This window comes from Limnobacter sp., from assembly GCF_036405155.1.
Classification (GTDB): domain Bacteria; phylum Pseudomonadota; class Gammaproteobacteria; order Burkholderiales; family Burkholderiaceae_B; genus Limnobacter.
Genome location: NZ_DASWYD010000006.1, coordinates 596,115 through 619,672, shown reverse-complemented (window position 1 = coordinate 619,672; position 23,558 = coordinate 596,115). Strand labels below are relative to the sequence as shown.

Here is a 23,558-nt window from a genome sequence, read left to right as displayed (position 1 = left end):
TCAGCCTCCAGCCAAACGGTGGTGGGTCAGGTTCAGTTTGCGTTGCAAATGGTTGGCGGCCCGGTCCGAGTGCGTCACCATGACCATGGCACAACCCTGGGCGTTGCAGGCATCCAGCAGCACGTTCAACACCTTGCCAGCATTGTCTTCGTCCAGGTTACCGGTGGGTTCATCGGCCAGCAGCAGGGGAGGGCTTAAGGCCAAGGCCCGTGCAATGGCCACGCGCTGCTGTTCGCCACCCGACAATTCGCGGGGGTAGCGAGACGCCTTGCCAGCCATGCCAACCAATTCGAGCAAGCGCATGCAATGCGCTTCGTCCGGTGTTTTGCCTGCCAGCAAATAGGGCAACTCGACATTCTGCCGGGCGTTGAGGTGCGGCATCAGGTAGTACGCCTGAAACACCAAGCCCACATGCTGAAGTCGCCTCATGGCCTGTTGGCTGGCAGTCCAGTGTTGAATGTTCTCACCGTGCCACAGCACTTCGCCAGCATCGGCGCTATCCAAACCGGCCATGAGGTGCAAAAGGGTGGATTTTCCGGAGCCCGATTCACCCACCACCGCCAGTGTCTCGCCACCCTGCAGTTGCAGGCTGACATCGGAAAAAAGTTGCGCACCCCCCAAGGATTTGGCGAGGTGCCGTATTTCCAGTGGCTGCTTTTTTTGCGACTGGTCCTTTTGCAACGGAGGATGCTGCATGTCAGCGGCTTGTCGGGTGCTTACTCGGCCATGCCGCTAACAACGGTGCTGTAACCTGCGTCCACGTAAGTGATTTCGGCCGTCACGCCGCGTGCAAGGTCAGACAGCAGGAACGCCGCCACGTTGCCCACATCCTGGATGGTCACATTGCGGCGCAACGGTGCGGCTTCTTCCACGGTGTGCAGAATTTTGCTGAAGCCTTTGATGCCGCTGGCCGCCAATGTCTTGATGGGTCCTGCGGAAATGCCATTGACCCGAATGCCGCGCGGGCCCAAGCTTTCGGCCAGGTAGCGTACCGAGGCTTCCAGCGAGGCTTTTGCCAAACCCATGGTGTTGTAGTTGGGCACCGTTTTCACGGCGCCCAGGTAACTCAAGGTCAGCAGTGCGCCCTCGCGGCCCTGCATCATGGGGTAAGCGGCTTTGGCCAGCGCCGGAAAACTGTAGGCAGAAATGTCGTGTGCAATCTTGAAAGCCTCGCGCGATATGCCTTCCAGAAAGTCGCCAGCAATCGCCTCTCGTGGCGCAAATCCGATGGCATGCACCAGGCCATCCAGACCGTCCCAATGCTTGGCCAGGTCAACAAACAACTGGTCAATTTGGGCGTCTTCTGCCACGTCCAGCGGGAAGGTCAGTGTGGATCCAAACTCGGCCGCCATGTCTTTGACCCGCTGTTCAAAACGTTCGTTTTGAAAGGTGAATGCCAACTCGGCACCTTGTGCTTTGCAGGACTCGGCGATGCCATAAGCGATGGACCGATTCGACAACAGGCCTGTGATCAGAATTTTTTTACCAGCGAGAAAACCCACTTTGCTTGCTCCTGAGAGAGAGGACATCTTGTGATTGATTTGTCCCGCTATTATAGGCGCGGCAAGCTGAGTGGGGTTGGTCGATGCAGCGTTTCAGGGTGTTCGCACGGGCTTGGCTTGCAGACGTGCTGGCCTCGTTGCGTTTTTCGGGCCGGTGTTCCACTCCATGGGCGCCAAGTACCCCAAAAACTGCTCGGCGCATTCGGCCCATGTGAAAGTACCCGCATGCGCCCGGGGCACCGAGCGGCGAATGTGCAACGCGGCCAATGCCGCCGTTCTCAGGTTCTCGTCCAGCACCCCGGCCCCGGAATTGCCCACCACGTCAATCGGCCCATTCACAGGAAATGCCGCCACGGGGCATCCGCAGGCCATGGCCTCCAACAACACCAAACCAAACGTGTCGGTTTTGCTGGGAAACACAAACACGTCGGCCTGCCGATAAATTTCGGCGAGGGCTGCATGCTTTTGCATGCCAAACCAGCGAACATCCGGATACTTTTTTTCCAACTGCTTTCTGGCGGGGCCGTCCCCCGCAACCCACTTTTCGCCGGGCAAGTCCAGGCTTAAAAATGCTTCGAGGTTTTTTTCCACAGCGACACGCCCAGCGTACAAAAATGCCGGTCGTTCAATCACCAGGGACTGTAGTTTTTTCAGAATCTCCACCTGTGCTGGGTCATCCTCATGGGATGCATCCGGGTTGTAGGCCAGGTTTCGCGACGCTTGGCTGGGTTCCGGACTAAAGCGGCTCAGGTCCACGCCGCGTTGCCACAACACGCAGTTGTTCAGGCCGCGTTGGCGAAGTATGTCAATCACGCTTTGGGTCGGCACCATGACATTGCGGCTGGGTCCATGAAACCATTTCAGCAAGCGCGCAGTGACGCGAACCGGTATGCCTGTTCGTGCCTTCACATATTCCGGAAACTGGGTGTGATAGGCCGTGGTAAACGGCAAGCGTCGGGCTCGCGCGATGAGCCGCATCGCCAGGCCAATCGGGCCCTCGGTGACAATGTGAATCGCCTGCGGCTTAAAGTCGTCAATGGCTCTGCGAACACCCGCCCAAGGCCACAAGGCCAAGCGAATTTCCGGGTAAGTGGGGCAGGGCACCGTCTTGAACAGTCCGGGGTGAATCACCTGCACTTCATGCCCTTGGCTGCTCAGTTGTAAGCACAGCTGGGTCAATGTTTGCACCACACCGTTGATTTGAGGTGCCCAGGCATCGGTGGCAATCAATATGCGCATTGGAAGTCTCCTTGGTCGGCCCGTCTGTGTTGCATCAAACCATTTCGGCTGCTTTGATTTTTTTGTGGCTCTCTGTCGTCGTGAGGGCATCGCGATGGGGCCAGTGCACAATCTCCAGTGTGCCGCAGGGCTTTTCAACCAGCGCGGTCAGGCTTTCTACCCAGTCGCCGTCGTTGCAGTACAACAGGCCATCCACCGTCTTGATTTCTGCCTTGTGAATGTGCCCACACACCACACCGTCGTAACCTCGGTTTTTTGCTTCGTGGATCAGGGCGTTCTCGAACTCCAGGATGAAATTCACGGCATTTTTTACCTGATGCTTCAGGTACTGAGACAGCGACCAGTAGGGGTATCCCAAGCGAATTCGAATGTTGTTCAACACCCGGTTCAGCATGAGCGCAAAGTTGTAGAGCGTATCTCCCAGGTAAGCCAGCCATTTCGCATAACGCACCACTTGGTCAAACTCATCGCCATGCACCACCCACAGCCGTTTGCCGTCTGCCGTGGTGTGCACATCGCGTTCCAGAATCGGGATGTCGCCAAAGGTCATGCCGCAAAACTGGCGTGCTGCTTCGTCGTGATTGCCCGGTATAAACACCACCCGTGTGCCTTTTCGGGCTTTTCGCAATACCTTTTGAATCACGTCATTGTGCGATTGTGGCCAGTACCAACCTTTGCGCAGTTGCCATCCGTCAATGATGTCGCCCACCAAGTACAGCGTGTCGCTCTCGTTGTGCTTCAAAAAATTCAGCAATGCATCGGCCTGGCAACCCGGCGTGCCCAAATGAATGTCGGAAATCCAGATGGTGCGGTAGTGTTGGTCGCTGGCCCCTGTTGGGTTGAGCATGGTCTCTGTCTGTTTTGTTGTCATGCAAACCATTACACGCGCGTGGTTTGACTGGCATGTGACAGATTTGTGATTCTTTTTTTACAGTGACCTGGGCGGCTTGCAATTGCCGTTGCTTTCTCTTATAGTTCGCCCACTCATTGGGGAGTAGCCGCCTTTCGATTGAAAAGGGCTGGTGTCAACACACTTGGTTCTGAGCAAACCGTTCAGCCATGGCACCAGCGGTCAAACGTACACATGGTGTACGGCGCACACTTGGCAAGACCTTTGACGACTTCGCAGCCTGGTATGGCCCGGGTAGGCGAGGGAGTCATTGCGTTCACTCCGGGCCAGGAACACTTCCATGTCATCTGCACTGCTCGTATCCACCGGCGTTGTTGCCCTGGCCGAAATCGGCGACAAAACCCAGTTGTTGGCGTTTTTACTGGCCACCAAATTCAAAAAGCCCTGGCCCATCGTGCTGGGCATTCTTGCAGCAACACTGATTAATCATGGCTTGGCTGGTGCCGTGGGCGCCTGGGTCACTGCCAACGTTGGCGCCGATATTTTGCGCTGGGTGTTGGGTGTTTCATTTTTGGGCATGGCCGTGTGGACCCTGGTCCCGGACAAGATTGAGGACGAAGAAACACAATTGGCCAGCAAACTGGGTGTGTTTGGGGCCACGTTCATCACATTCTTTTTGGCGGAAATGGGCGACAAGACCCAAATTGCAACAGTGGCCATGGCGGCCCACTATTCGGATGTGTTCATGGTGGTGGCAGGCACCACGCTGGGCATGCTGATTGCCGATGTACCCGCAGTGTTTGCTGGCGATAAACTCGCCAGCAAAATTCCCATGAAGTTGGTGCATGGCATTGCGGCGGCGCTGTTTGCCGCCCTCGGCCTTGCGACCCTGTTGGGTGCAGGCGGGCAGTTCGGGTTTTAACGCGCTTCCAGGCTCTTGGGCAACCACCAGGTGAAGCCATACAGCAGCGTTTTGAACACCACTTCCATGGTGGGCAGGTTTTTGCCGCGCAGGCGCAGGAATGCAATCGGCAGTTCCAGCGTGTGCGCAACCAGCAACAGCGCAGCCAAAATCAGGAAAATGGGCATGACCAGGCTCATCAGCATGTAGGCCGGTACAACAATCCAAAAGCCGCTCATGACCTTGCGCATGGATTCAAATGATTGGGGAGTCACTTTCATGTGGATTCTGTCTCTCAGTGGGGTTGTGGGTGTTTTTCTGTGTTGTGACAATAGGTCTTGTCAGAAGTAATGTCAAGCCTGCCCCATGTCTGCATTGACTTTCCAGCGTTCTGTTGTACAATCCCACCTCTTTCAGCGCAGGCGCGTAGCTCAGTTGGTTAGAGCACCACCTTGACATGGTGGGGGTCGTTGGTTCGAGTCCAATCGCGCCTACCACAACTTGACATCCAATCACGTTGTGGCCTGATGGTAAAATGGAAGTGCGGCGGCTGAATACGTCGCACTTTTTTTTTGCCTCAACAACTGCGCACCACAGCACTCTGCAAGGGAAGTACTATGCCTGTCATCCGCCTGCCTGACGGATCCGAACGCGTTTTCGACAAACCTGTGACCGTGGCCGATGTGGCCATGAGCATCGGTCCTGGACTGGCCAAAGCCGCTTTGGGTGGCTATGTCGATGGCAAGCAGGTGGACACTTCCCACACCATCACGCAGGACGCCAGCCTGGCCATCATCACCGACAAGGATGACGCAGGCCTGGACCTCATTCGCCACTCCACTGCCCATTTGTTGGCCTACGCTGTAAAAAGCCTGTATCCCACTGCCCAAGTCACCATTGGCCCGGTCATTGAAGACGGCTTTTATTACGACTTTTCCTACGAGCGGCCTTTTACGCCTGAAGATCTCGAAGCCATCGAGCAGAAAATGCAAGCCTTGGCCAAGCTCGATGAGGTGGTGGTGCGCGAAGAATGGGACCGCGATGAAGCCGTGAAGTTTTTCAAAGGCTTGGGTGAGCATTACAAAGCTGAAATCATTGCCAGCATTCCCACCAACGAAAAAATTTCCCTCTACCGCGAGGGTGACTTCATCGACCTGTGCCGCGGCCCACATGTGCCGTCCACTGGCAAGCTAAAGCATTTCAAGCTGATGAAGGTGGCTGGTGCCTACTGGCGCGGCGACTCCAACAACGAAATGCTGACCCGCATTTACGGCACGGCCTGGACCAAAAAAGAGGACTTGGCAGCCTACTTGCACCGCCTGGAAGAAGCTGAAAAGCGCGACCACCGCAAATTGGGCAAACAGCTTGACCTGTTCCACATGCAAGACGAGGCCCCCGGCTTGGTGTTTTGGCACCCAAAGGGTTGGACCATTTGGCAACAGGTTGAGCAGTACATGCGCAACGTGTACCTCGAAGGGGGTTATCAGGAAATTCGTTGCCCGCAGATTCTGGACCGCAAGCTGTGGGAAAAGTCGGGCCACTGGGCCAACTACAAGGAAAACATGTTCACCACCGAGTCGGAGAAGCGCGACTACGCGCTGAAGCCGATGAACTGCCCCGGTCACATCGAAGTGTTCAAGAGCGACCTGCGGTCCTATCGAGACTTGCCGCTGCGCTATGGTGAATTTGGCGCTTGCCACCGCAATGAAAGCTCGGGCGCTTTGCATGGCATCATGCGGGTGCGTGGTTTTACCCAAGACGACGGTCACATTTTTTGCACAGAAGACCAGGTGCGCGAGGAAGTGACCCTGTTCAACCAGGTGGCCATGAAGGTGTACGCCGACTTTGGCTTCAGTGACATTGCCGTCAAGTTGGCGTTGCGGCCTGAAGCCCGCCTAGGCAGCGACGAAACTTGGGACAAAGCCGAAAACTCCCTGCGGGACGCATTGCGTGCCTGTGGCGTGGAGTGGACCGAGTTACCGGGTGAGGGCGCTTTTTACGGCCCCAAAATTGAGTACCACATGAAAGACAGCCTTGGACGTTCGTGGCAGTGCGGCACCATCCAGGTGGATTTCCAGTTGCCGGGCCGTCTGGGGGCTGAATACGTGGCCGAAGACAACAGCCGCCGCACACCCGTGATGCTGCACCGGGCCATTGTGGGCTCCATGGAGCGTTTCATCGGCATTTTGATCGAAAACCACGCCGGTGCCATGCCGGTTTGGTTGTCACCGGTGCAGGTGGTAGTGGCCACCATCACCGATGCGCACAATGAATATGCACACACTGTGGTGCAAATGTTGAAGAAACAAGGCATTAGAGTTCAAGCGGATTTGCGTAACGAAAAGATCAATCGTAAAATCCGGGAGCAAACGCTTCAGAAGGTTCCTTACATCGCCGTCATTGGCGACCAGGAACGCGATTCTGGGCAAGTGGCCGTGCGCTTGCGCGGTAACGACAACCTGGGTTCCATGCCAGTGGCCGAGTTCGCGCAGCGCGTTCTAGGTGACATTGCAAACAGAACCTGAATTTTTAACTGACTTAAAAGAGGCACAACATCGTCGCGGAAAAGAAACATCGCACCAACGGAGAAATTCGCATTCCTGAGGTGCGTCTCATCGGAGTAGAAGGTGAGCAGCTGGGCATCGTTAAAACACTGGACGCCATTCGCATGGCCGAAGAAAACGATGTGGATTTGGTTGAAATAGCGCCACAGGCGGTTCCGCCGGTTGCCAAACTCATGGATTACGGCAAGTTCCGTTACCAAGAGCAGAAAAAGGCCCAAGAAGCCAAGTCCAAGCAAAAGCAGGTTCAGATCAAGGAAATCAAGTTCCGCCCGGGTACGGACGACGGTGACTACCAGGTCAAGCTGCGCAGTTTGACGCGCTTCCTGGAAGAAGGCGACAAATGCAAGGTGACCTTGCGTTTCCGGGGTCGTGAAATGGCCCACCAGGAACTGGGTGCGCGTTTGCTCGAGCGTGTGCGGGCTGACCTCGAAGAATTGGGCACGGTGGAACAGATGCCCAAGCTTGAGGGTCGTCAAATGGTCATGATGATCGGACCCAAGAAAAAATAAGTGAGTTGGAAATGCTCGAGCACGCAGTGTTCGGGCCTTTTAAATGCAGTGTGAACTGGACCCAAGCTGGGGTTACTCAAATGGTCAGCATCATTTGTGTATGTTCATGGTCTTCAAGGCACTCACTTATCAATTAGATCCGTCTCGAAGCTATTCGTCGACAGGTCAGCCAGTGACCGACCCGGGATTGCGCGGTCGTCTCCAATCGCTTTTTCAATCGTGGTTCAAAGAAAGAGCTGACTCGCCTTGGCACGGTCTGAGTCAAATTCCTGAAAGCTTTATGCACTCAGTCATGCAAAACCTCGATTTGCGTGATTTGAGTAGCCTGGCGATTGCCTTGTCACTGTCCCCACAAAAAACTGCGTGGCCAGTGGTCAGTTCGGCTCACTGGTATCCCTTCGGCGCGTTAAATGGCGAGCAAGCAAGGCTCGCCGTTAACCTCACGACTGTCCGTCTTGCGTCTATTACTCCCCAAATTAGAGAATTGGCAAACTTGCCCAATTTGCGGGTGCTGGATTTGACGGACAAGAAAGGGTTAAAAGACCTTGATGTCATGGATTTGTCCCTATTGATGGACAAAGGCAAGCCGACCCGGGTGTTGAAGATCCAGCCGAATGCCCCCCGCGCTGATCGCCTCTCCCTGGCCAGCCTTGCGCTCATTGATGATGTTGCAGACAGGCCCTGGCCACAGATTGATTTGGGGCCTTGCGAGGCCATCATCGCCGATGTGTTCAACGCCAGTTCAACACACTTGTCGCCAAGGCTTCAATCGGCGGTGGTGCCGCCAGTATCCATTCAGGTACGACTCGACGGCTTATCCGATGCCGATTTTTTGGTGCAGGCGGCAGGGCTGCCCACTGTAAATACCCGGGAGCTTGTGTTAAGGCAGGCTTCATCCAATCCAATTCTCCTGAAAAAGCCCCGATTTCATCGATGGATAGCCAAGCTGGTCATCGATACCTTGCATGCTGAATCCTTGGTCGTGGAACCCATGGATCTGACGGGTCTTCTGCAGCAATTGCCCAATCTTGAGCGTCTTTATCTAAACAATGTCGACATTGATTGGGACTATTTGTTTTCAAGGCAGCCTGAGTTTGGGCAATCACTGGTGTCGATCCAGGCAAAATCCAACCAAGCTTTCAAGCGATTGTGGTTGGTACCCGGTGAACGGTCGTTTCCGAATCTCAGTAACCTGCACATCACCAATGTCGACCCATCTGACATTGAGGTGGACCTTCATGTGAATTGGCTGCCTGTGATTGCACGGGCCCCCAACCTGCGCGTTATCCAACTGCATCTCCGTGATCCCCGGTTGTCCAGCGAGGAGATATCCCAGATCAAGACCTCAGTCATTCAGCAGCTGCAACAGTTCGCCAGGTTTGACCCGTCGGTGGTGGTCAATGTGCAGCCTCGTTTACTCCGGTCGGGTGTTTTTGGGCGGGTGTGAAAGCGCTTGATTGTTGTCGGGTTTTCGGTGTATTATCGCGGGCTAATTACAAAAGCTGTGATTGTTTTAAATACGCAATTCAGCCAGTGATTAATGCGCAACAGGTCTTAAAAGTGTTTCGATTCAATCTCTTGAAACCACCTGCACGCACTCATTAGGAGCACCCAGATGCCCAAGATGAAGACCAAAAAGAGCGCTTCCAAGCGTTTCTTGGTCCGCTCCAGCGGATCGATCAAGCGTGGTCACGCCTTCAAGCGCCACATCCTGACCAAGAAAACCACCAAGAGCAAACGTCAGCTCCGTGGTATGGAAACCGTGCATGCTTCCGACATCGGCCGCATTCGCGACATGATGCCTTACGCATAATTGGAAGGAGTGAACTATGCCTCGCGTTAAACGTGGTGTTACGGCCCGTGCCCGTCACAAGAAAGTAATCGCGCAAGCCAAAGGCTTCCGCGGTCGTCGCAACAATGTATTCCGCATCGCCAAACAAGCGGTGATGCGCGCCGGTCAGTACGCTTACCGTGACCGTCGCAACAAAAAGCGTGTATTCCGCGCTTTGTGGATTACCCGCATCAACGCGGCTGTCCGCGAGCACGGCATCACCTACAGCGTGTTCATCAATGGTTTGAAGAAAGCTGCCATTGGTTTGGACCGCAAAGTACTGGCTGACCTGGCCGTGACCGACAAGGCTGCATTTGCCGCCATCGTCGCACAGGTGCGTGCTGCTCAGGCCTAATTTTCAATTAGCGCCCATCAGCATTTTTCACGCTCATTTTGGCGTTTGCCAAATGTAAGCAACGTGAAAAAGCCCAATAAAAACGGGGCCTTCGGGCCCCGTTTGTCGTTTCTGCGCAGTACAATCTATGGCTTCATTCAAAGCCGTTCCCCACACGCCAACACACCATGGATGCTTCGCTGCTCGCCATACTGACCGAGGCCAATTCGGCCATGTCACACGCTTCAGACCCTGCCGCACTTGAAAACATCAAGGCCCAATTTTTGGGCAAACAAGGCAAGGTCACCGAGCTGCTCAAAGGCATGGCAGCGCTCACGCCCGAGGAGAAAAAAACCCGGGGCGCAGAAATCAATCAACTGAAGCAACAAGTGGAAGCGGTGCTAAATGCACGCCGCGAGGCCTTGGCCGATGCAGCCCTGCAAGCCAAGTTGCAGGCGCAAGCCATTGATGTGACCAAGCCAGGTCGCAGCCGTGGTGTGGGTGGCCTGCACCCCGCCATGCGAACCCTGGAACGCATTGAAGAAATTTTTACCTCCATCGGCTTTGATTTGGCCGACGGCCCCGAGATCGAAACCGATTTCCACAATTTCACCGCACTGAACACACCGGAAAATCACCCGGCCCGCTCCATGCACGACACGTTTTATGTGGAAGGTGGCAACCTGTTGCGCACCCACACGTCGCCCATGCAAGTGCGCTACATGCAAACCGGCAAGCCGCCCATCCGTATCATTGCGCCCGGGCGTGTATACCGTGTCGACAGCGACGCCACCCATTCGCCCATGTTTCACCAAGTGGAAGGGCTGTGGATTGACGAAGGGGTCAGCTTTGCCGACTTGAAAGCGGTGTTCATCGACTTTCTCAAAACTTTTTTTGAAACCGACGACCTCACCATCCGGTTCCGCCCATCCTTTTTCCCGTTCACCGAACCTTCGGCTGAAATCGACATGGCTTTCACCAGTGGCCCCAACAAAGGCAAATGGCTGGAAATTGCCGGCTCGGGTCAGGTTCATCCCAATGTGCTGCGCCACGTGGGCATCGACCCCGAGAAATACACAGGCTTTGCTTTTGGGGTTGGCCCAGACCGCTTAACCATGCTGCGTTACGGCATCAACGACCTGCGCCTGTTTTACGAAAACGACATTCGTTTTCTGCAGCAATTCAACTGATTACCGCTTGGACGAGCAACAATGCAATTCACAGAATCCTGGTTGAAATCCCTGGTCAACACCGACCTTGACACGCAGGCCTTGGGCGAAAAGCTCACCATGGCCGGTCTGGAAGTGGAAGAGCTGGAGCCGCTGGCCCCCGAGTTTTCGGGCGTGGTGGTTGGCCTGGTTGTCAAAAAAGACAAACACCCCGATGCAGACCGCTTGAGCGTGTGCCAAGTGCAGGTGGCTGAGGGCGATGTGCGCCAAATTGTGTGCGGTGCGCCCAACGTGGCCGAGGGCCTGAAAGTGCCATGCGCATTGCCCGGCGCAGTGCTGCCAGGTGGCTTTAACATCAAGCCCACCAAAATGCGCGGTGTTGAAAGTGGCGGCATGCTGTGTTCAGGCAAAGAGTTGGGTATTCCCAGCGATGTCGATGGCCTGCACATTCTGGATACTCAATTGCCAGTGGGCGGGAATGTTCGCGAATTGCTCGGTTTGAACGAAATGAAGTTCACACTGAAAATGACGCCCAACCGCGCAGACTGCCTGAGCGTGTGGGGCGTGGCCCGTGAAGTGGCTGCACTCACCGGTGCAACGCTCAACCCGCCCGCATTCACCCCTGTGGCCGCCACCATTGGCGACACGTTGGCGGTGAAGGTTGAAAACACCGACCTGTGCGGTCGTTTTGCGGGCCGGGTCATTCGGGGTGTTAACAACACGGTTAAAACACCCCAGTGGATGGTTGAGCGCCTGGAAGGTGCAGGGCAGCGCAGCCTTAGTCCCCTCGTGGACATTTCCAATTACGTGATGCTGGAGTTGGGTCGCCCAAGCCATGTGTTCGACCTGGACAAGGTGCAGGGTGGCCTCACCGTGCGCTGGGCCCGTGAGGGTGAGCAACTGAAGTTGCTCAACGACATGACGGTTGCGCTCAACCCCCGGTTTGGCGTGATTTGCGACGAGCAAGGGCCCGAGGCACTGGCTGGCATCATGGGCGGCGACCACACGGCGGTGAACGAGTCCACCACCAATATTTTTGTTGAAGCCGCTTTTTGGCACCCGGATGCGATTGTGGGTCGCGCACGCGAATTCAATTTCTCGTCCGATGCGTCGCACCGATTTGAGCGGGGGGTGGACTTCCAGAGCATTCCGGAACACCTGGAGCGCATCACAGCGCTGATTCTCGAGATTTGCGGTGGACAAGCAGGGCCGGTACAGGACCAGGTGCTCAACCTGCCTGCACGCAATCCTGTGGCGCTTCGCCATGCCCGCGCCGAAAGCGTGATCGGCATGCCCTTTGCGACCGAGCAAATCCAGACCGTGTTCCGCCAACTCGGTTTCCAGTTCAGTCTTGAAGGCGAGGGTGCTGAGTTGCGTTATGTGGTGACACCGCCCAGTTACCGCTTCGACATCGAGATTGAAGAAGACCTGATTGAAGAAGTGATTCGCGTGGTGGGTTACGACAGCCTGCCTCTGCGTGCCCCCCTGGGCAAACTCAAAATGTTGCCCGCACCAGAAAGCAAGTTGAGTCGGCATGCCATTCGCCGACAAGTGGCCGCCATGGGCTATCAGGAAGTGGTGAGCTACAGTTTCACACCCGAGCAGTGGGAGGCTGATTTCAATGCCAACACCGACCCGGTGCGCTTGCTCAACCCCATTGCCAGTCACCTGAGTGTGATGCGCTCCACCTTGTTGGGCAGCCTGACGGGTGTGCTCAAGCACAACCTGGGACACCGTGTGGACCGCCTGCGGGTGTTTGAAGTGGCCCGCGTGTTCGAGAAAAATGCCAAGGTGGGCGATGGCCCACAAACTGTGGCGGGCTTCATGCAAACCTGGAAACTGGGCGGTTTGGCCTATGGGCTGGCCGACCAATTGCAATGGAGTGCATCCAACAATCGCTTGCTGGACTTTTTTGATGTCAAAGGTGATGTTGAGCAATTGTTGGCAGGCAAAAAAGTGGAATTCAAGGCTTTTGATGCCAAGGCACAGCACCCAGCCTTGCACCCCGGGCGCAGTGCCCAGGTACTGGTCAACAACCGCGTGGTGGGCTTTGTGGGTGAATTGCACCCCAAGCTTGCGCAGGTGCAAGATTTGCCGTTGGCTCCGGTGGTGTTTGAGTTGCTGCTGGATGGGCTAAATACCCGCAAATTGCCGGCTTATCAGGACATTTCCAAGCAACCCGCTGTGGTGCGTGACCTGGCCTTTGTGGTGGACCAGCAGGTGCGCGCAGCAGACCTGAAAAAAGCACTGACAGATGCCAAAGAAGGCAACCCAGCTTGGGTGAAATCGGTTATTCTTTTCGATGAGTTTGTGCCGAAAGACGACGGTAAGGGTCTGAAAGCAAATGAGAAAAGCTTGGCGTTCCGCTTGACCCTTCAAGCCAGCGACCGCAGCCTCACCGACGCTGACATTGAACCCCTGTTGAACAACATGATTGAACTGGCTGCCCAGCGTTGTGCCGCCCGTTTGCGCTGATTATTTAAGTTTGAAGGTATTAACCGTGGACCAAGTTGTGTTGACTGACGACCGCTCGAATGAAACCAATGCCCGCAATGACCGCCTCGACCTGATTGAAGATGGTCTTGCGTCGGGTTCGCTCACAAAAGCCGAGCTGGCCGAAATGCTGTTTGACAGCCTGGGGCTGAACAAGCGTGAAGCCAAAGACTTTGTGGATGCCTTTTTTGATGAAATCCGCAACACGCTGGAAGGTGGTGTGTCGGTGAAATTGTCAGGGTTTGGCAATTTCCAGTTGCGTGACAAGCCTCAGCGCCCAGGCCGAAACCCAAAAACTGGCGAAGAGATCCCCATTGCTGCGCGCCGAGTGGTAACCTTTCATCCCAGCCAAAAACTTAAAGCCTTGGTTGAATAAAGTGGTCTAACTTCTGAATTGACCAAGGCGAAAGTCGAGAATGATCCAAAAACCGCACGAGTCCGAGAAAGTAGCACCCACCGCCAGTTTGCCACCCATTCCGGCCAAACGGTATTTCACCATTGGTGAGGTCAGTGATTTGTGTGGGGTTAAAACCCACGTGCTGCGGTATTGGGAGCAGGAATTCACGCAGCTGAAGTCCATTACCCGGCGAGGGAACCGGCGTTATTATCAACACCATGAGGTGCTGTTTATTCGGCGCATTCGTGAGCTGTTGTATGAACATGGTTTCACCATCAACGGTGCGCGCAACCGCCTGGATCAAGAGAAAAATGGCCCAGCCAACGACAAGCCACTGCCCGTGTTGATTGATCGCGAAGTTTTGAAAGAACAATTGTTGAATTTGCGCGCTGCGCTTCAAGACTAAGCGAAACACAGCTATAATCTCGCTTCTTCGGAATGTAGCGCAGCCTGGTAGCGCACTTGCATGGGGTGCAAGGGGTCGGAGGTTCGAATCCTCTCATTCCGACCAAATCAAAAAAGCCCGAGTGCTCTCAACGCGCTCGGGCTTTTTAACATCCAAATCCCGACATAGCCCGTTATACCCCCGCATTTGGGTGGGGGGTTAGCGTCGCCCCGCCGACAGATCAACGTGGCCCATTCCGGCATAATGAGTTGATTATTCATTTATTGTTTTATAGTCGCCCATGATTAAAATTGCCATTTTTGGCGCCGGTAGCATTGGTTGCTACCTGGGTGGCTGCTTGGGTGCAGCCGGTGCGCAGATCACGCTGGTGGGCCGCGAACGCGTGCTGACCGGCATTCGTGCCCATGGTCTTACTGTAACCGACTACCGTGGTCGGAATCAGCGCGTCAAAATGGATGACCTTACCCTGTCCATCCATGCCGATGTTGTGAAGGAGGCAGACCTAATTCTGGTCACCGTGAAGTCGGCTGCCACCCAAGAGGCTGGACAGGCGCTTGCACGCTTTGCACGTCAGGGAGTACCAATCATCAGTTTCCAGAATGGCGTGAGCAACCCCGAACAATTGGCCGTGTTGTTGCCCAACAACCCGGTGTTGGCGGGCATGGTACCGTTCAATGTGGTGGACCGTGGTCAAGGGCGCTTTCACCAAGGCTCATCGGGTGAGCTTGAAGTGGACGAGGGCCGTTTGCCCGGTGATGTGGAGTTGTGCTTTGAGTCAGCCAACTTGCCCCTGCTGCGGCAGGCCGACATGTTGGCTGTGCGTTGGGGCAAGCTTTTGCTGAACTTGAACAACCCGGTCAATGCATTGTCGGGTATTCCATTGAAAGAGGAGTTGTCCCAACGGGCCTACCGATGCTGCGTTGCCATGGCCCAGCGTGAGGCGCTGCAGTTGATGCAAATGGTCGGCATTCGCCCAGCCAAGGTGACTGCAGTACCATCCCATTGGCTGCCGACTGCACTCGAATTGCCTGATTGGTTGTTTACCCGTGTCGCAAAGAAAATGCTGGCAATCGACCCGCTGGCGCGTTCGTCGATGTGGGAAGACCTGCAGGCTGGCCGTCGCACGGAAATCGACTGGATCAACGGAGAAGTGGTGCGCCTTGCCGAACGTATAAAGCAGAAGGCGCCGGTGAATGCAAAGTTGGTTGAGTTGATCCGCGAGGCTGAACGCCCGGAGGACCGTCGGGACTGGTCGGGTGACGAGCTTCTTCAAACCCTGAAGGCGGCCCGGCAAAGGGCCGCTGCTGGTTAGTTCACAGTCACCGTGATGACCATGGCATCGGAATAACTGCCAGCCCGCACAAACTGGCTGGACGGGATGTGAATGAACGAGTCCTGCGTGGTGGATGCGCAGCTGGACAAAATCGCCACCACGCATTGCAAGGTGCCGCTTTGTGTTACGGTGCCGCCGGAGCCATCGCCCAATATGCTGGAGCTGGGGCTGCTGGTGGTGCGGATGCTGTAATTCAGTTTGCTGCTGCTGTCGGTGGCGTGCACCAATGTGCGTGCGGTTTGGTTGCCCGACCCACCCGCACCATACTGAATACTCCAGGTTTTGGTGGCAAACAGGGTGAGCACGCCGCCGCAGTCGATGACGATGCGGCTGGCCTGCGCCGCCGAAGCGGTGGGTACGCTGTACAGCACCGTGGGGTATGAGGTCAGCGTGAACGAGCACCCGCCCACCAAGGTGACCGCGTAGGCGGGCTGCGGCAATAAGCCCATCAGCCCTATCAGCAGAACCATTAAACCCAGTTTATTGCGCACGGCCGTCCACCTTGTAAACGCCGGACAAGGCCGGTGATATTTTCAAACGAATCGCGCCCATGGGCGAGTCCATGTCCACCGATTCAGGGTTGACCAACACCTGGTTGTGCTGGCCCACCAGGGCACCCGTGTTCAGGTTGTTGATGCTGACCTGTCCGTTGATGCGCGATTGAACGGCGTTGTAACCCAAATTTTGCGCCGCTTGCAGGCCGTCCACGGCCACCAACACATCGGCAGGCCGCGATGGGTCTTTGGGCAGGAAGCCGAGCACTTTGGGTTGTGGACCATAATCCAGGCCCACAATGCCCGAGATGGAGCCTTGGCCTCGCCCAGTGCTGTCCAATTGACCGCCCAGTGAGACGTGTTGGAAGTCGTGCCGTGTGCGTGCATAACTCAGTGCATCTGACACCAGCAAAAAACTGTCACGGGTTTGTAAAAAGCCGTTGAGCGACTCTTGGTGGGCCTGTGTGTTGCGCATGTCACCTGCGTTGGCCTTGGAATAGGAAAGCCCGCCCAGCAAGGGGTTGGGTGAGTTGAAACCCCGTGAATCCAGTGCCATGTTGGCGTTGACGCCACAGTACTGCAGCGACACATTCAGGCTGTCGCGGCCAGTTTTGCAATACAGGCTCATGTACCCGCCGTTGTAGAGCTCGGTGCGGAAGAACCGGGACAGCGTGTATTCAAACTCGGGGCCTTGCAAGGCGCGCATGTAGCCAATGCGCCAACCGCTGTAAGCAGCGTCGGGCTCAGTGGGTGAGCCTGCATTGAGCAACCAGCGCGGGTCGAAAGACACACCCATTTTTGCTGGCCCCAGGGCCTTTTCAAGGTACAGCAACTGGCTGCCATGGGCATACCCAATGCGCTGAATGCCCGGCCCGTAGGCTGTTTCGGACTGGTAACCCGCACTGAGAAAACCACCGCCCACCATGCTGCGTACAGCGAATGCAACTTCGGTGGGTTTGATGGGGCGCATGGTTTGTGCGGCATTCACCGGGGCCATGACATCCCCGGGGTGAATGTTGACTCGTCCACCTGCCTGTATGGTGAGCGCATCGGTCACGCCTTTTTCAATTTGGGCCTGCGCTGCCCAATGGTCCAGGCGTGCATCGCGATACAGGCTGGCTGCACCTTCCCACCGGCCTTTGGGTTGCAGGGCCTGGCTAAAAAAAATGTTGCGGTTGACCTGGACCAGCTCACCTTTTTCGTTGCGGTAAATAACCGCCACCTGGTTGTTACCCTCCACCAGCGGCACGTTGTAAATGCTGACATCCCCAGCCTGAACAGGCAGCGTGACGCGGGGTTGGTTGTTGACCAGCACGGTCAATTCAGTGTCAGACACCAAGCGGCCGCTGAACACCTGCACATTGTTTTGTGCCAAGCGGGAGGATTTGCGCCATTCAATGCCCTGGCCCAGCGATGACGCCAAAGGCCCTGCATCGGTCACCAGTTGCCCAATGCGCCATTGCCGAATGGCCACCGAAGAACTGTACCCAAACTGCTCGGCATCCAGCCGATACAGGTTGACATACCCTTGGCTGATACTGCCCACCTGGCTGGCGTTGAATTGCACACCGGGCCGCTGGTTGGCCATCAATTCATAATTCAGTTGGTGGGTTTGCGAGCCAGAAACCAGCTCGTAATTGAGGATGGCTGTTCGTGGGCTGGGTAGGTCGTAGCCTTCCAGGCGCGCATTGCCATAGCTTTGGCTCACGCGTTGAGCCTGCTCTTGAACCAGAAATTGCAGTTTGTCGGCTTGGTATTGGCCGCACCAGCGTTCGCCCCGCTCTGTCTCCAGCATGTGGGGCAGGGCGCCACATTCTTCCGGGTTTGCTTCGCGGATTTGTTGACTGCGCACGGTGCTGGTCAGGCCATCCTTGTAACGGATGTCTACAATATCCTGCTCACTCAGTACCGATGCGCTGCAGGGCCATGCAACGCTGAACAGGCAGCACGCGGTGGTCAGCAGGTGGGTGTGGTGGCGATCCATCGCGCAACTCGTACAAATCGCTCAGCATGCTTAAAACAGCGAGCCCAGCACGGACTGTTGCGTCTTGACCTTCAGGCCCAGCCGCAAACGGAATTCAAGTTGACTGCTGGCCACGGTACTGGGGTCAACCGAGGGCATTTCAGTGAAGTACAGCAGGCTTTGGTCGGTCAGGTCTTGCAAGGCGCAGGTGTATTGCAGGCGGACCGTTTGCGTGCCATTGGGGGGCAGGCTGATCTGTTTTGGGGACACCCGGTAACAAGACGTTTGTGCGGGGTCGCCGGCTTCCACGGTAAACAGCCGTGTTTGGTTGCTTTGATTGCTCAACTCCAAATGGGCAAAGCCGGTTTTGGGGTTGATCATGACGGCTGTTGGCGCAACGGAAATGCCAAAGGCATGCGCCAGGCTCAAGGTGGCGGAAAGCAGCAAGCCAGCCGTGTACCGAATCGATTGTGCGCGTGTCATGTTGGCCTCCTCATGGGAAGGTGACTGTGATGAGCACGGAGTCACTGTAGCTGCCTTGTTTCACACTCCATTGGGCCGAAGGAATTTTTCCAACCACAGTGAGGTTTTGGCTAGCGCCAGTGCCCGTTGATGAAACCACCCCCGCTTGCCCGGGTGCTTGCCACACGGTGGTGCCATCGCTTTGGTACAACTCGTAGTTCATGTACACGGTGTTGTCGGTGGCGTGCCGCAGGCGGCGTGTGCTGCCGCTGGCATAAGTACCCAGACCAAGGCCCACGTTGTAAGTGGTGCCCAAGGTGCAGCGCACCTGAATCACGGTGTTTTGCGTGCTGTCTGCAGCCGGTGTGTAGCTGCCCAGGTTCAGGCTGACGGTGGTGGCCCCCAACTCACAGTAGTCTGTGACGGTGGCCGACACATTCAGCGTGCCTGTGGTGGTGGCGGCCATGCTGGTGTTGCTGGCCAACAGCGCTGCAAGCATGGCGGGTGTGGCCAGTTTGCGCAGCATGGTGGTGTAGGGTGCCTGGTTTGCCATGGTTTGACTCCATTGGTTTTTCTGCCGCACGAGTTAAATGTGAAATAGCTCGTGTTTACACTTTAACCATTTAAATCAAGGTCAATTGATCTATATCCGGGCAAAAAACCCCTCATTTAGGGGTCATGCAATTGGAGGGGGGCGGAACCCCTTTACGAATCTTTACGCACTGGCCAGTAGGCAGGCGGCGCGGTTTCACCGTTAATACACACAGATGCCGATATTGGCATCCGTCACTAAAATTAAATTGCTTAGGAGTTTTAATCATGAAACTGAAACTGCTTGTAACCGGCCTGATCGCAGCTGCAGCTTTCCCCGTGTTGGCGCAAACACCAGCGGCTGGACAAGCGCCTGCTGAAAAACCTGCTGTGAAGCAAACCCACCAGGTGAAGAAGCACACCGCCAAACACAGTACCAAGCACCATGCCAAACAGGCTGCTGCCAAAAAAGCTGCTGAATAAGCCGCTGTAGATCGAGTAGACCGAACCGCACTGGGGCCCAAACCTGTACAGGTTTGGGCCCCAAGTATTGTTGAGGTCAGTTTGATTTGAGGCGCAGCCCCAACCCTTCCAGCAACAACAGGTTGACCTCCACGAGGTCATCAATGCTGGCGTTAAAACCCGAAATAATCCACGCCATGGTGGATTGACTGATGGCCCCTACAATCCCGATAGACAACAAGGTTTCCCGCTGTCGGTTCATGCAAAGATCGGGAAAGTAGTTTTTGACCATTTGCAGCAGCAGGTCACCAATGTCGTGGATGGTGGACTGATAAACCCTGTTCACGCGATCGCTCACGCCCAACACCTCAAACCAGATGGTTTTTGCAACCACTGGGTCTTGCACGCCTTTGAAAAAGGCCTGAAGGGCAGGACGTGCCATGTCGGCAATGCGCTCTTGACTTGAAATGGATGGCACGGCTTGCAGCACCGCGGCCACCAGTCGCTGGATTTCACGCTCATACACGGCCACCAGCACATCTTCCACGCTTTTGAAAGATTCATAGAAATAGCGGTCGGTCAGCTTGGCCTCGCGGCACAGCGCACGAACTGAAGCGGCCTTGTAGCCCACTGTGCCAAATAGCTGCAGCCCCGCATCCAGAAATTGCGCTTTGCGGCGCTGGGTGCGGTCTTCTGAAGTTTCACCACCATACAGGCGGCCGACTGTGTCGGATTTGGAGGGTTTCTTCATATTTGGCATTTGACTACATCCATCGTCAGATGTAAAGTGACAACACTCGTAGTCACATACAAAACAATCTTTCATCAGGGAAGCGAGACACATGGACAAGCATCACGTGGTTATTATTGGCAGCGGCTTTGGCGGTCAGTGTGCAGCCATCAACCTCATCAAGCGTGGCATCAGTGACTTTGTCATTCTGGAGCGCCGTGAATTCATGGGTGGTACCTGGTGCCAAAACAGTTACCCGGGCGCTGCGGTGGATGTTCAATCGCCCCTGTATTCCATTTCTCACGAGCCGTATAACTGGTCGCAAATGTTTGCGGAGCAGGCCGAGTTGGAGGAGTACACCAACCATGTGATCGAGAAATACAAACTGCGCGAGAAAACCCGCACCCACACCAATGTGGTGAAAGTGGAGTGGCAGGAAGAATTGAAATGCTGGCGCATCGACACTGAGCAGGGCGGGGCTGTATATGCGCAAATCCTGATCAATGCGTCGGGTCCATTGAGCACGCCTGTGATTCCCAATTTTCCAGGTCGTGACACCTTCAAAGGCAAAACATTCCACACCAACAACTGGGACCACAGTTATGACCACCGCGGCAAGCGGGTGGCCATCATCGGCAGTGGCGCCAGCGCAGCGCAGGTCATTCCAGCCATTGCCGGTGAGGTGGGCGAACTGCATATTTTCCAGCGCAGCCCACATTGGGTGTTGCCACGTCCAGACCGTACTTTCAAGCCCTGGCAGCGTGCCCTGTTGCGTATAAAGCCTGTTTACAAAGCGCTGCGCACCGCCATTTACTGGGGGCTGGAGGCCCGAGTGATTGGCTTCAAATATTCGCAAACCGCGCTCAAGGTGTTTGCTCAAAACCATGCCTTGAAGCACATTGAACAGCAAATTGCAGACCCGGAGTTGCGCCGCAAGGTAACACCCGACTTCACGATTGGCTGCAAGCGGATTATTTTGAGCAACACCTTGTACCCGGCTTACTGCAGGCCCAACGTGACACTGCATGACAAAGCCGATGGCATTGGCCGCATCACCGAAACAGGCATTGAAACCCAGTTGGGCTCACAGATTGAGCTCGATCTGATCGTATATTCGACTGGCTATGATGCAACCGATGGTGTCATTTCCTACCCGGTCAAAGGCCGTGATGGAAAGTCCTTGGGTGATGTGTGGAAAGAGTTTCCACGCGCTTACTTGGGTACGACTGTGCCTGGCTTTCCCAACCTGTTTATCGTCACTGGCCCCAACACGGGCATTGGGCACACCTCAGCCATTTTTGTGATTGAGGCGCAAATGAACTACATCATGAAGAGCATTGATGCCCTTCAGAAAAACAAGAAGCATGTGATTGAAGTCAAGCCACAGGCGGAACATGAATACACCACGATGATTCACACCGAGATGGACAAAACCGTGTGGAAAACAGGGGGCTGCAACAGTTGGTACCAGAGCAAGAGTGGTCATGTGATTGCCATGTTCCCGGGCTTCAGCTTTACCTATCGGCAAATGGCCAATAATTTCAAGCCAGAACACCACGTGTTTCAGTGAGGGCAATATGGGCTATTTCTCTGGAAAGGTGGTGGTGGTGACGGGTGCAGGATCTGGGATGGGCCGTTCCTACGCGCTGGAATTTGCGCGCAGTGGTGCTCGCCTGGCCTTGATGGACTTCGACGTGAAGGGCTTGGGCAAAACGGTGACCTTGCTCAATGGCCTGGGTCGAAGCGACATTCTGCACGAGGTGTTTGATGTGTCCAACCGTGAGGCGATGTTTGGTTTTGCGGAGCGTGTGTTGAAACGCTTTGGTACGGTGGATGTGGTTATCAACAACGCCGGCATTGCTGGTGATGGCATGCCTGCCTGGGAAACCAGCCTCAAGGCCTATGAGCGTGTGATGGCGGTCAATTTTTATGGTGTGTTGCACGGTACGCAAGCTTTTTTGCCCACGCTGATCCGCAAAAACCAAGGTCATGTGGTGAATGTGTCCAGCATTTTCGGTTTGGTGGGGGCACCCAGCCACACCGATTACAGCGCATCCAAGTTTGCCGTACGTGGTTACACCGAGGCTTTGATGGCTGAATTGAGTGCCACGGGTGTCGGTGTGCACCTGGTGCACCCGGGCGGTATTGCGACCAACATCGCCAAGGGCGGACAGTTTGACAAGTTTGATGCGCGCTATTTGACCACCAGCCCCGATGACATCGCCCGGGTGGTTCGCAAAGGCATCGAGCGCGGGCGCGCGCGTATGGTGTATGGCAACGACAGCTTCAAGACCTGGCTGGGAGCCCGACTGGTGCCGGTGAAGTGGCTCAGCAAACTGGTGTGGCACGACATGAAGGCCACTTTGAATTTGGCACCGTATGCGCAAGCCGGTGTGGTGAACAAAACAATTGAACAGCACAAGGAAACACAATGAAAAAATGGTTGGTGGGTGCGTTGGTGGTGGCTGGCTTGGCCAGCTGGGGCTTGAATGCCAACCCGGTGACGGGGCAGTTGTTCATGCAGTACGGTGGGCAACTGGAAGCCCGTGTGCATGGTTTTACAGAAAAGACGGTGACGGCCGCCGGCATTGCGCACCGCTTGTATGAAGGCGGTGATACCAACAAGCCCACTGTGGTGCTGTTGCATGGCTACAGTGCCGACAAAGACGTGTGGCCCCGTTTTGCTGCCCATTTGGTGAAGGACTACCATGTGGTGATTCCCGACATGGCGGGCCATGGTGAAACCGGTTTTCAGGCGGACTGGGACTACACCATACCGGCACAGGCTGCACGGGTGGTGGCGTTGATGGACGCCATGGACGTGAAGCAGTTCCATGTGGTGGGCAACTCCATGGGTGGTTATATTTCGGCCACACTGGCAGCCAATTTTCCAGATCGGGTGTTGAGTGTGTCTGCACTGGACCCAGCCGGTGTGCAAAGCCCCAAGCCCAGCAAAATGGCGCAAATGGTGGCAGCCGGGCGCAATCCATTTGAAGTGCAGAGTGCTGAGCAGTTCAAGGAGTTTTACGCCATGACCATGGCCAAGCCACCTTATCTGCCACAGTTTGTACTCAATGGCATGGCCAAAACCTACATGGACCGACGCGACCAATTGGCGACCATCTTCAAGGCCATTCACCAAATGGATGTGTTGGGCAAGCGCTTGGGCGACATCAAAGCGCCCATGCTGCTGCTGTGGGGCGCCAAGGATGACCTCATTGACGTCAGTTCAGTGCCCGTGTGGCAGGCTGGTGTGAAAAACCTGCGCGTGAAAATTTACGATGATTTGGGCCACATGCCCATGGTGGAGGCACCGGAGGAGTCTGCACGCGATGTGAAGGCGTTCATCGATTCAGTGCAAACCACCCCCGCGCATTGAGCGTTGGGA

Annotated in this window: 24 protein-coding genes, 2 tRNA genes, 1 pseudogene and 1 riboswitch; of the genes and pseudogenes, 17 read left to right on the top strand and 10 right to left on the bottom strand. The window is 55.6% G+C overall.

Going from position 1 to position 23,558, the window contains the following annotated elements; translation table 11 throughout:
• From VGE55_RS09230 to VGE55_RS09215, 4 genes are all read right to left on the bottom strand, one after another.
• Entirely contained in the window at positions 1–696 is a 696-nt protein-coding gene (locus tag VGE55_RS09230; protein WP_331131399.1) for an ABC transporter ATP-binding protein, read from the bottom strand.
• Positions 697–716: 20 nt separating this feature from the next.
• Positions 717–1,502 carry an enoyl-ACP reductase FabI gene (gene fabI, locus VGE55_RS09225; protein WP_331131654.1) on the bottom strand — a complete coding sequence of 262 codons (786 nt, stop codon included), beginning with the start codon at positions 1,500–1,502 and terminating at the stop codon, positions 717–719.
• A gap of 93 nt (positions 1,503–1,595) precedes the next feature.
• Positions 1,596–2,741 (bottom strand): glycosyltransferase family 1 protein, encoded by a 1,146-nt coding sequence (locus VGE55_RS09220; protein WP_331131398.1) that lies wholly within the window; start codon positions 2,739–2,741, stop codon positions 1,596–1,598.
• 34 nt (positions 2,742–2,775) lie between these two features.
• Positions 2,776–3,612, bottom strand: a complete 837-nt coding sequence (locus tag VGE55_RS09215; RefSeq protein ID WP_414674991.1) for a UDP-2,3-diacylglucosamine diphosphatase — start codon at positions 3,610–3,612, stop codon at positions 2,776–2,778.
• 106 nt (positions 3,613–3,718) lie between these two features.
• Positions 3,719–3,883: riboswitch (yybP-ykoY riboswitch) on the top strand.
• Positions 3,884–3,931: 48 nt separating this feature from the next.
• Here VGE55_RS09215 and VGE55_RS09210 point away from each other — a divergent pair.
• Positions 3,932–4,513: a TMEM165/GDT1 family protein gene (locus tag VGE55_RS09210; protein WP_331131396.1), complete on the top strand. Its 582-nt coding sequence runs from the start codon at positions 3,932–3,934 to the stop codon at positions 4,511–4,513.
• Here VGE55_RS09210 and VGE55_RS09205 read toward each other — a convergent pair.
• Positions 4,510–4,773, bottom strand: coding sequence for a hypothetical protein (locus VGE55_RS09205; protein ID WP_331131395.1), 264 nt, complete (start codon positions 4,771–4,773; stop codon positions 4,510–4,512). The two genes, VGE55_RS09210 and VGE55_RS09205, sit on opposite strands and share 4 nt — an antisense overlap.
• A gap of 139 nt (positions 4,774–4,912) precedes the next feature.
• Between VGE55_RS09205 and VGE55_RS09200 the strand changes: the two genes are divergently transcribed.
• From VGE55_RS09200 to VGE55_RS09145, 12 genes and pseudogenes are all read left to right on the top strand, one after another.
• Positions 4,913–4,989, top strand: a tRNA-Val gene (locus VGE55_RS09200).
• A gap of 120 nt (positions 4,990–5,109) precedes the next feature.
• Entirely contained in the window at positions 5,110–7,017 is a 1,908-nt protein-coding gene (gene thrS, locus VGE55_RS09195; RefSeq protein ID WP_331131394.1) for a threonine--tRNA ligase, read from the top strand.
• A gap of 29 nt (positions 7,018–7,046) precedes the next feature.
• Positions 7,047–7,565 (top strand): translation initiation factor IF-3, encoded by a 519-nt coding sequence (infC, locus tag VGE55_RS09190; RefSeq protein WP_256765187.1) that lies wholly within the window; start codon positions 7,047–7,049, stop codon positions 7,563–7,565.
• 100 nt (positions 7,566–7,665) lie between these two features.
• Positions 7,666–9,012, top strand: coding sequence for a hypothetical protein (locus tag VGE55_RS09185; protein ID WP_331131393.1), 1,347 nt, complete (start codon positions 7,666–7,668; stop codon positions 9,010–9,012).
• Between the two features lie 168 nt (positions 9,013–9,180).
• Entirely contained in the window at positions 9,181–9,378 is a 198-nt protein-coding gene (rpmI, locus tag VGE55_RS09180) for a 50S ribosomal protein L35 (protein ID WP_256764915.1), read from the top strand.
• 16 nt (positions 9,379–9,394) lie between these two features.
• The gene (rplT, locus tag VGE55_RS09175) at positions 9,395–9,751 is read left to right on the top strand and encodes a 50S ribosomal protein L20 (RefSeq protein WP_256764914.1); all 357 of its coding nucleotides are present in this window, start codon (positions 9,395–9,397) and stop codon (positions 9,749–9,751) included.
• Positions 9,752–9,963: 212 nt separating this feature from the next.
• The gene (gene pheS, locus VGE55_RS09170) at positions 9,964–10,920 is read left to right on the top strand and encodes a phenylalanine--tRNA ligase subunit alpha (RefSeq protein ID WP_414675003.1); all 957 of its coding nucleotides are present in this window, start codon (positions 9,964–9,966) and stop codon (positions 10,918–10,920) included.
• A 21-nt stretch (positions 10,921–10,941) separates the two neighbouring features.
• On the top strand, positions 10,942–13,374 hold the full coding sequence (gene pheT / locus VGE55_RS09165) for a phenylalanine--tRNA ligase subunit beta (protein WP_331131391.1): 2,433 nt from the start codon (positions 10,942–10,944) through the stop codon (positions 13,372–13,374).
• A gap of 118 nt (positions 13,375–13,492) precedes the next feature.
• A pseudogene (locus VGE55_RS09160) lies at positions 13,493–13,768 on the top strand (integration host factor subunit alpha); the annotation flags it as partial.
• 40 nt (positions 13,769–13,808) lie between these two features.
• On the top strand, positions 13,809–14,195 hold the full coding sequence (locus VGE55_RS09155) for a MerR family transcriptional regulator (RefSeq protein WP_331131390.1): 387 nt from the start codon (positions 13,809–13,811) through the stop codon (positions 14,193–14,195).
• Between the two features lie 28 nt (positions 14,196–14,223).
• A tRNA-Pro gene (locus tag VGE55_RS09150) sits at positions 14,224–14,300 on the top strand.
• A gap of 175 nt (positions 14,301–14,475) precedes the next feature.
• Positions 14,476–15,507 (top strand): 2-dehydropantoate 2-reductase, encoded by a 1,032-nt coding sequence (locus VGE55_RS09145; RefSeq protein WP_331131389.1) that lies wholly within the window; start codon positions 14,476–14,478, stop codon positions 15,505–15,507.
• Here the strand turns inward: VGE55_RS09145 and VGE55_RS09140 are convergent.
• From VGE55_RS09140 to VGE55_RS09125, 4 genes are read right to left on the bottom strand one after another with little or no spacing between them, the layout of a single operon-like run.
• Complete coding sequence (locus VGE55_RS09140; RefSeq protein ID WP_331131388.1) at positions 15,504–16,019, bottom strand: spore coat protein U domain-containing protein; 516 nt, start codon at positions 16,017–16,019, stop codon at positions 15,504–15,506. The two genes, VGE55_RS09145 and VGE55_RS09140, sit on opposite strands and share 4 nt — an antisense overlap.
• Entirely contained in the window at positions 16,009–18,006 is a 1,998-nt protein-coding gene (locus VGE55_RS09135) for a hypothetical protein (RefSeq protein ID WP_331131387.1), read from the bottom strand. The genes VGE55_RS09140 and VGE55_RS09135 overlap by 11 nt, the downstream gene beginning before the upstream one ends.
• 30 nt (positions 18,007–18,036) lie before the next feature.
• A complete protein-coding gene (locus VGE55_RS09130) occupies positions 18,037–18,468 on the bottom strand; it encodes a hypothetical protein (RefSeq protein ID WP_331131386.1) in 432 nt (143 codons plus the stop codon).
• A 10-nt stretch (positions 18,469–18,478) separates the two neighbouring features.
• Positions 18,479–19,000, bottom strand: coding sequence for a spore coat U domain-containing protein (locus VGE55_RS09125; RefSeq protein ID WP_331131385.1), 522 nt, complete (start codon positions 18,998–19,000; stop codon positions 18,479–18,481).
• Between the two features lie 266 nt (positions 19,001–19,266).
• Between VGE55_RS09125 and VGE55_RS09120 the strand changes: the two genes are divergently transcribed.
• Positions 19,267–19,461: a hypothetical protein gene (locus VGE55_RS09120; RefSeq protein ID WP_331131384.1), complete on the top strand. Its 195-nt coding sequence runs from the start codon at positions 19,267–19,269 to the stop codon at positions 19,459–19,461.
• Positions 19,462–19,537: 76 nt separating this feature from the next.
• Here the strand turns inward: VGE55_RS09120 and VGE55_RS09115 are convergent, their stop codons facing one another.
• Entirely contained in the window at positions 19,538–20,200 is a 663-nt protein-coding gene (locus VGE55_RS09115) for a helix-turn-helix domain-containing protein (protein ID WP_331131383.1), read from the bottom strand.
• A gap of 82 nt (positions 20,201–20,282) precedes the next feature.
• Between VGE55_RS09115 and VGE55_RS09110 the strand changes: the two genes are divergently transcribed.
• Genes VGE55_RS09110 through VGE55_RS09100 form a run of 3 tightly spaced genes read left to right on the top strand, consistent with a single transcriptional unit; the run spans position 20,283 to position 23,549 of the window.
• Entirely contained in the window at positions 20,283–21,740 is a 1,458-nt protein-coding gene (locus tag VGE55_RS09110) for an NAD(P)/FAD-dependent oxidoreductase (protein WP_331131382.1), read from the top strand.
• Between the two features lie 7 nt (positions 21,741–21,747).
• The gene (locus VGE55_RS09105; protein ID WP_331131381.1) at positions 21,748–22,605 is read left to right on the top strand and encodes an SDR family oxidoreductase; all 858 of its coding nucleotides are present in this window, start codon (positions 21,748–21,750) and stop codon (positions 22,603–22,605) included.
• On the top strand, positions 22,602–23,549 hold the full coding sequence (locus VGE55_RS09100) for an alpha/beta hydrolase (RefSeq protein ID WP_331131380.1): 948 nt from the start codon (positions 22,602–22,604) through the stop codon (positions 23,547–23,549). Before VGE55_RS09105 ends, VGE55_RS09100 begins: the two co-directional genes overlap by 4 nt.
• Positions 23,550–23,558 lie beyond the last annotated feature (9 nt).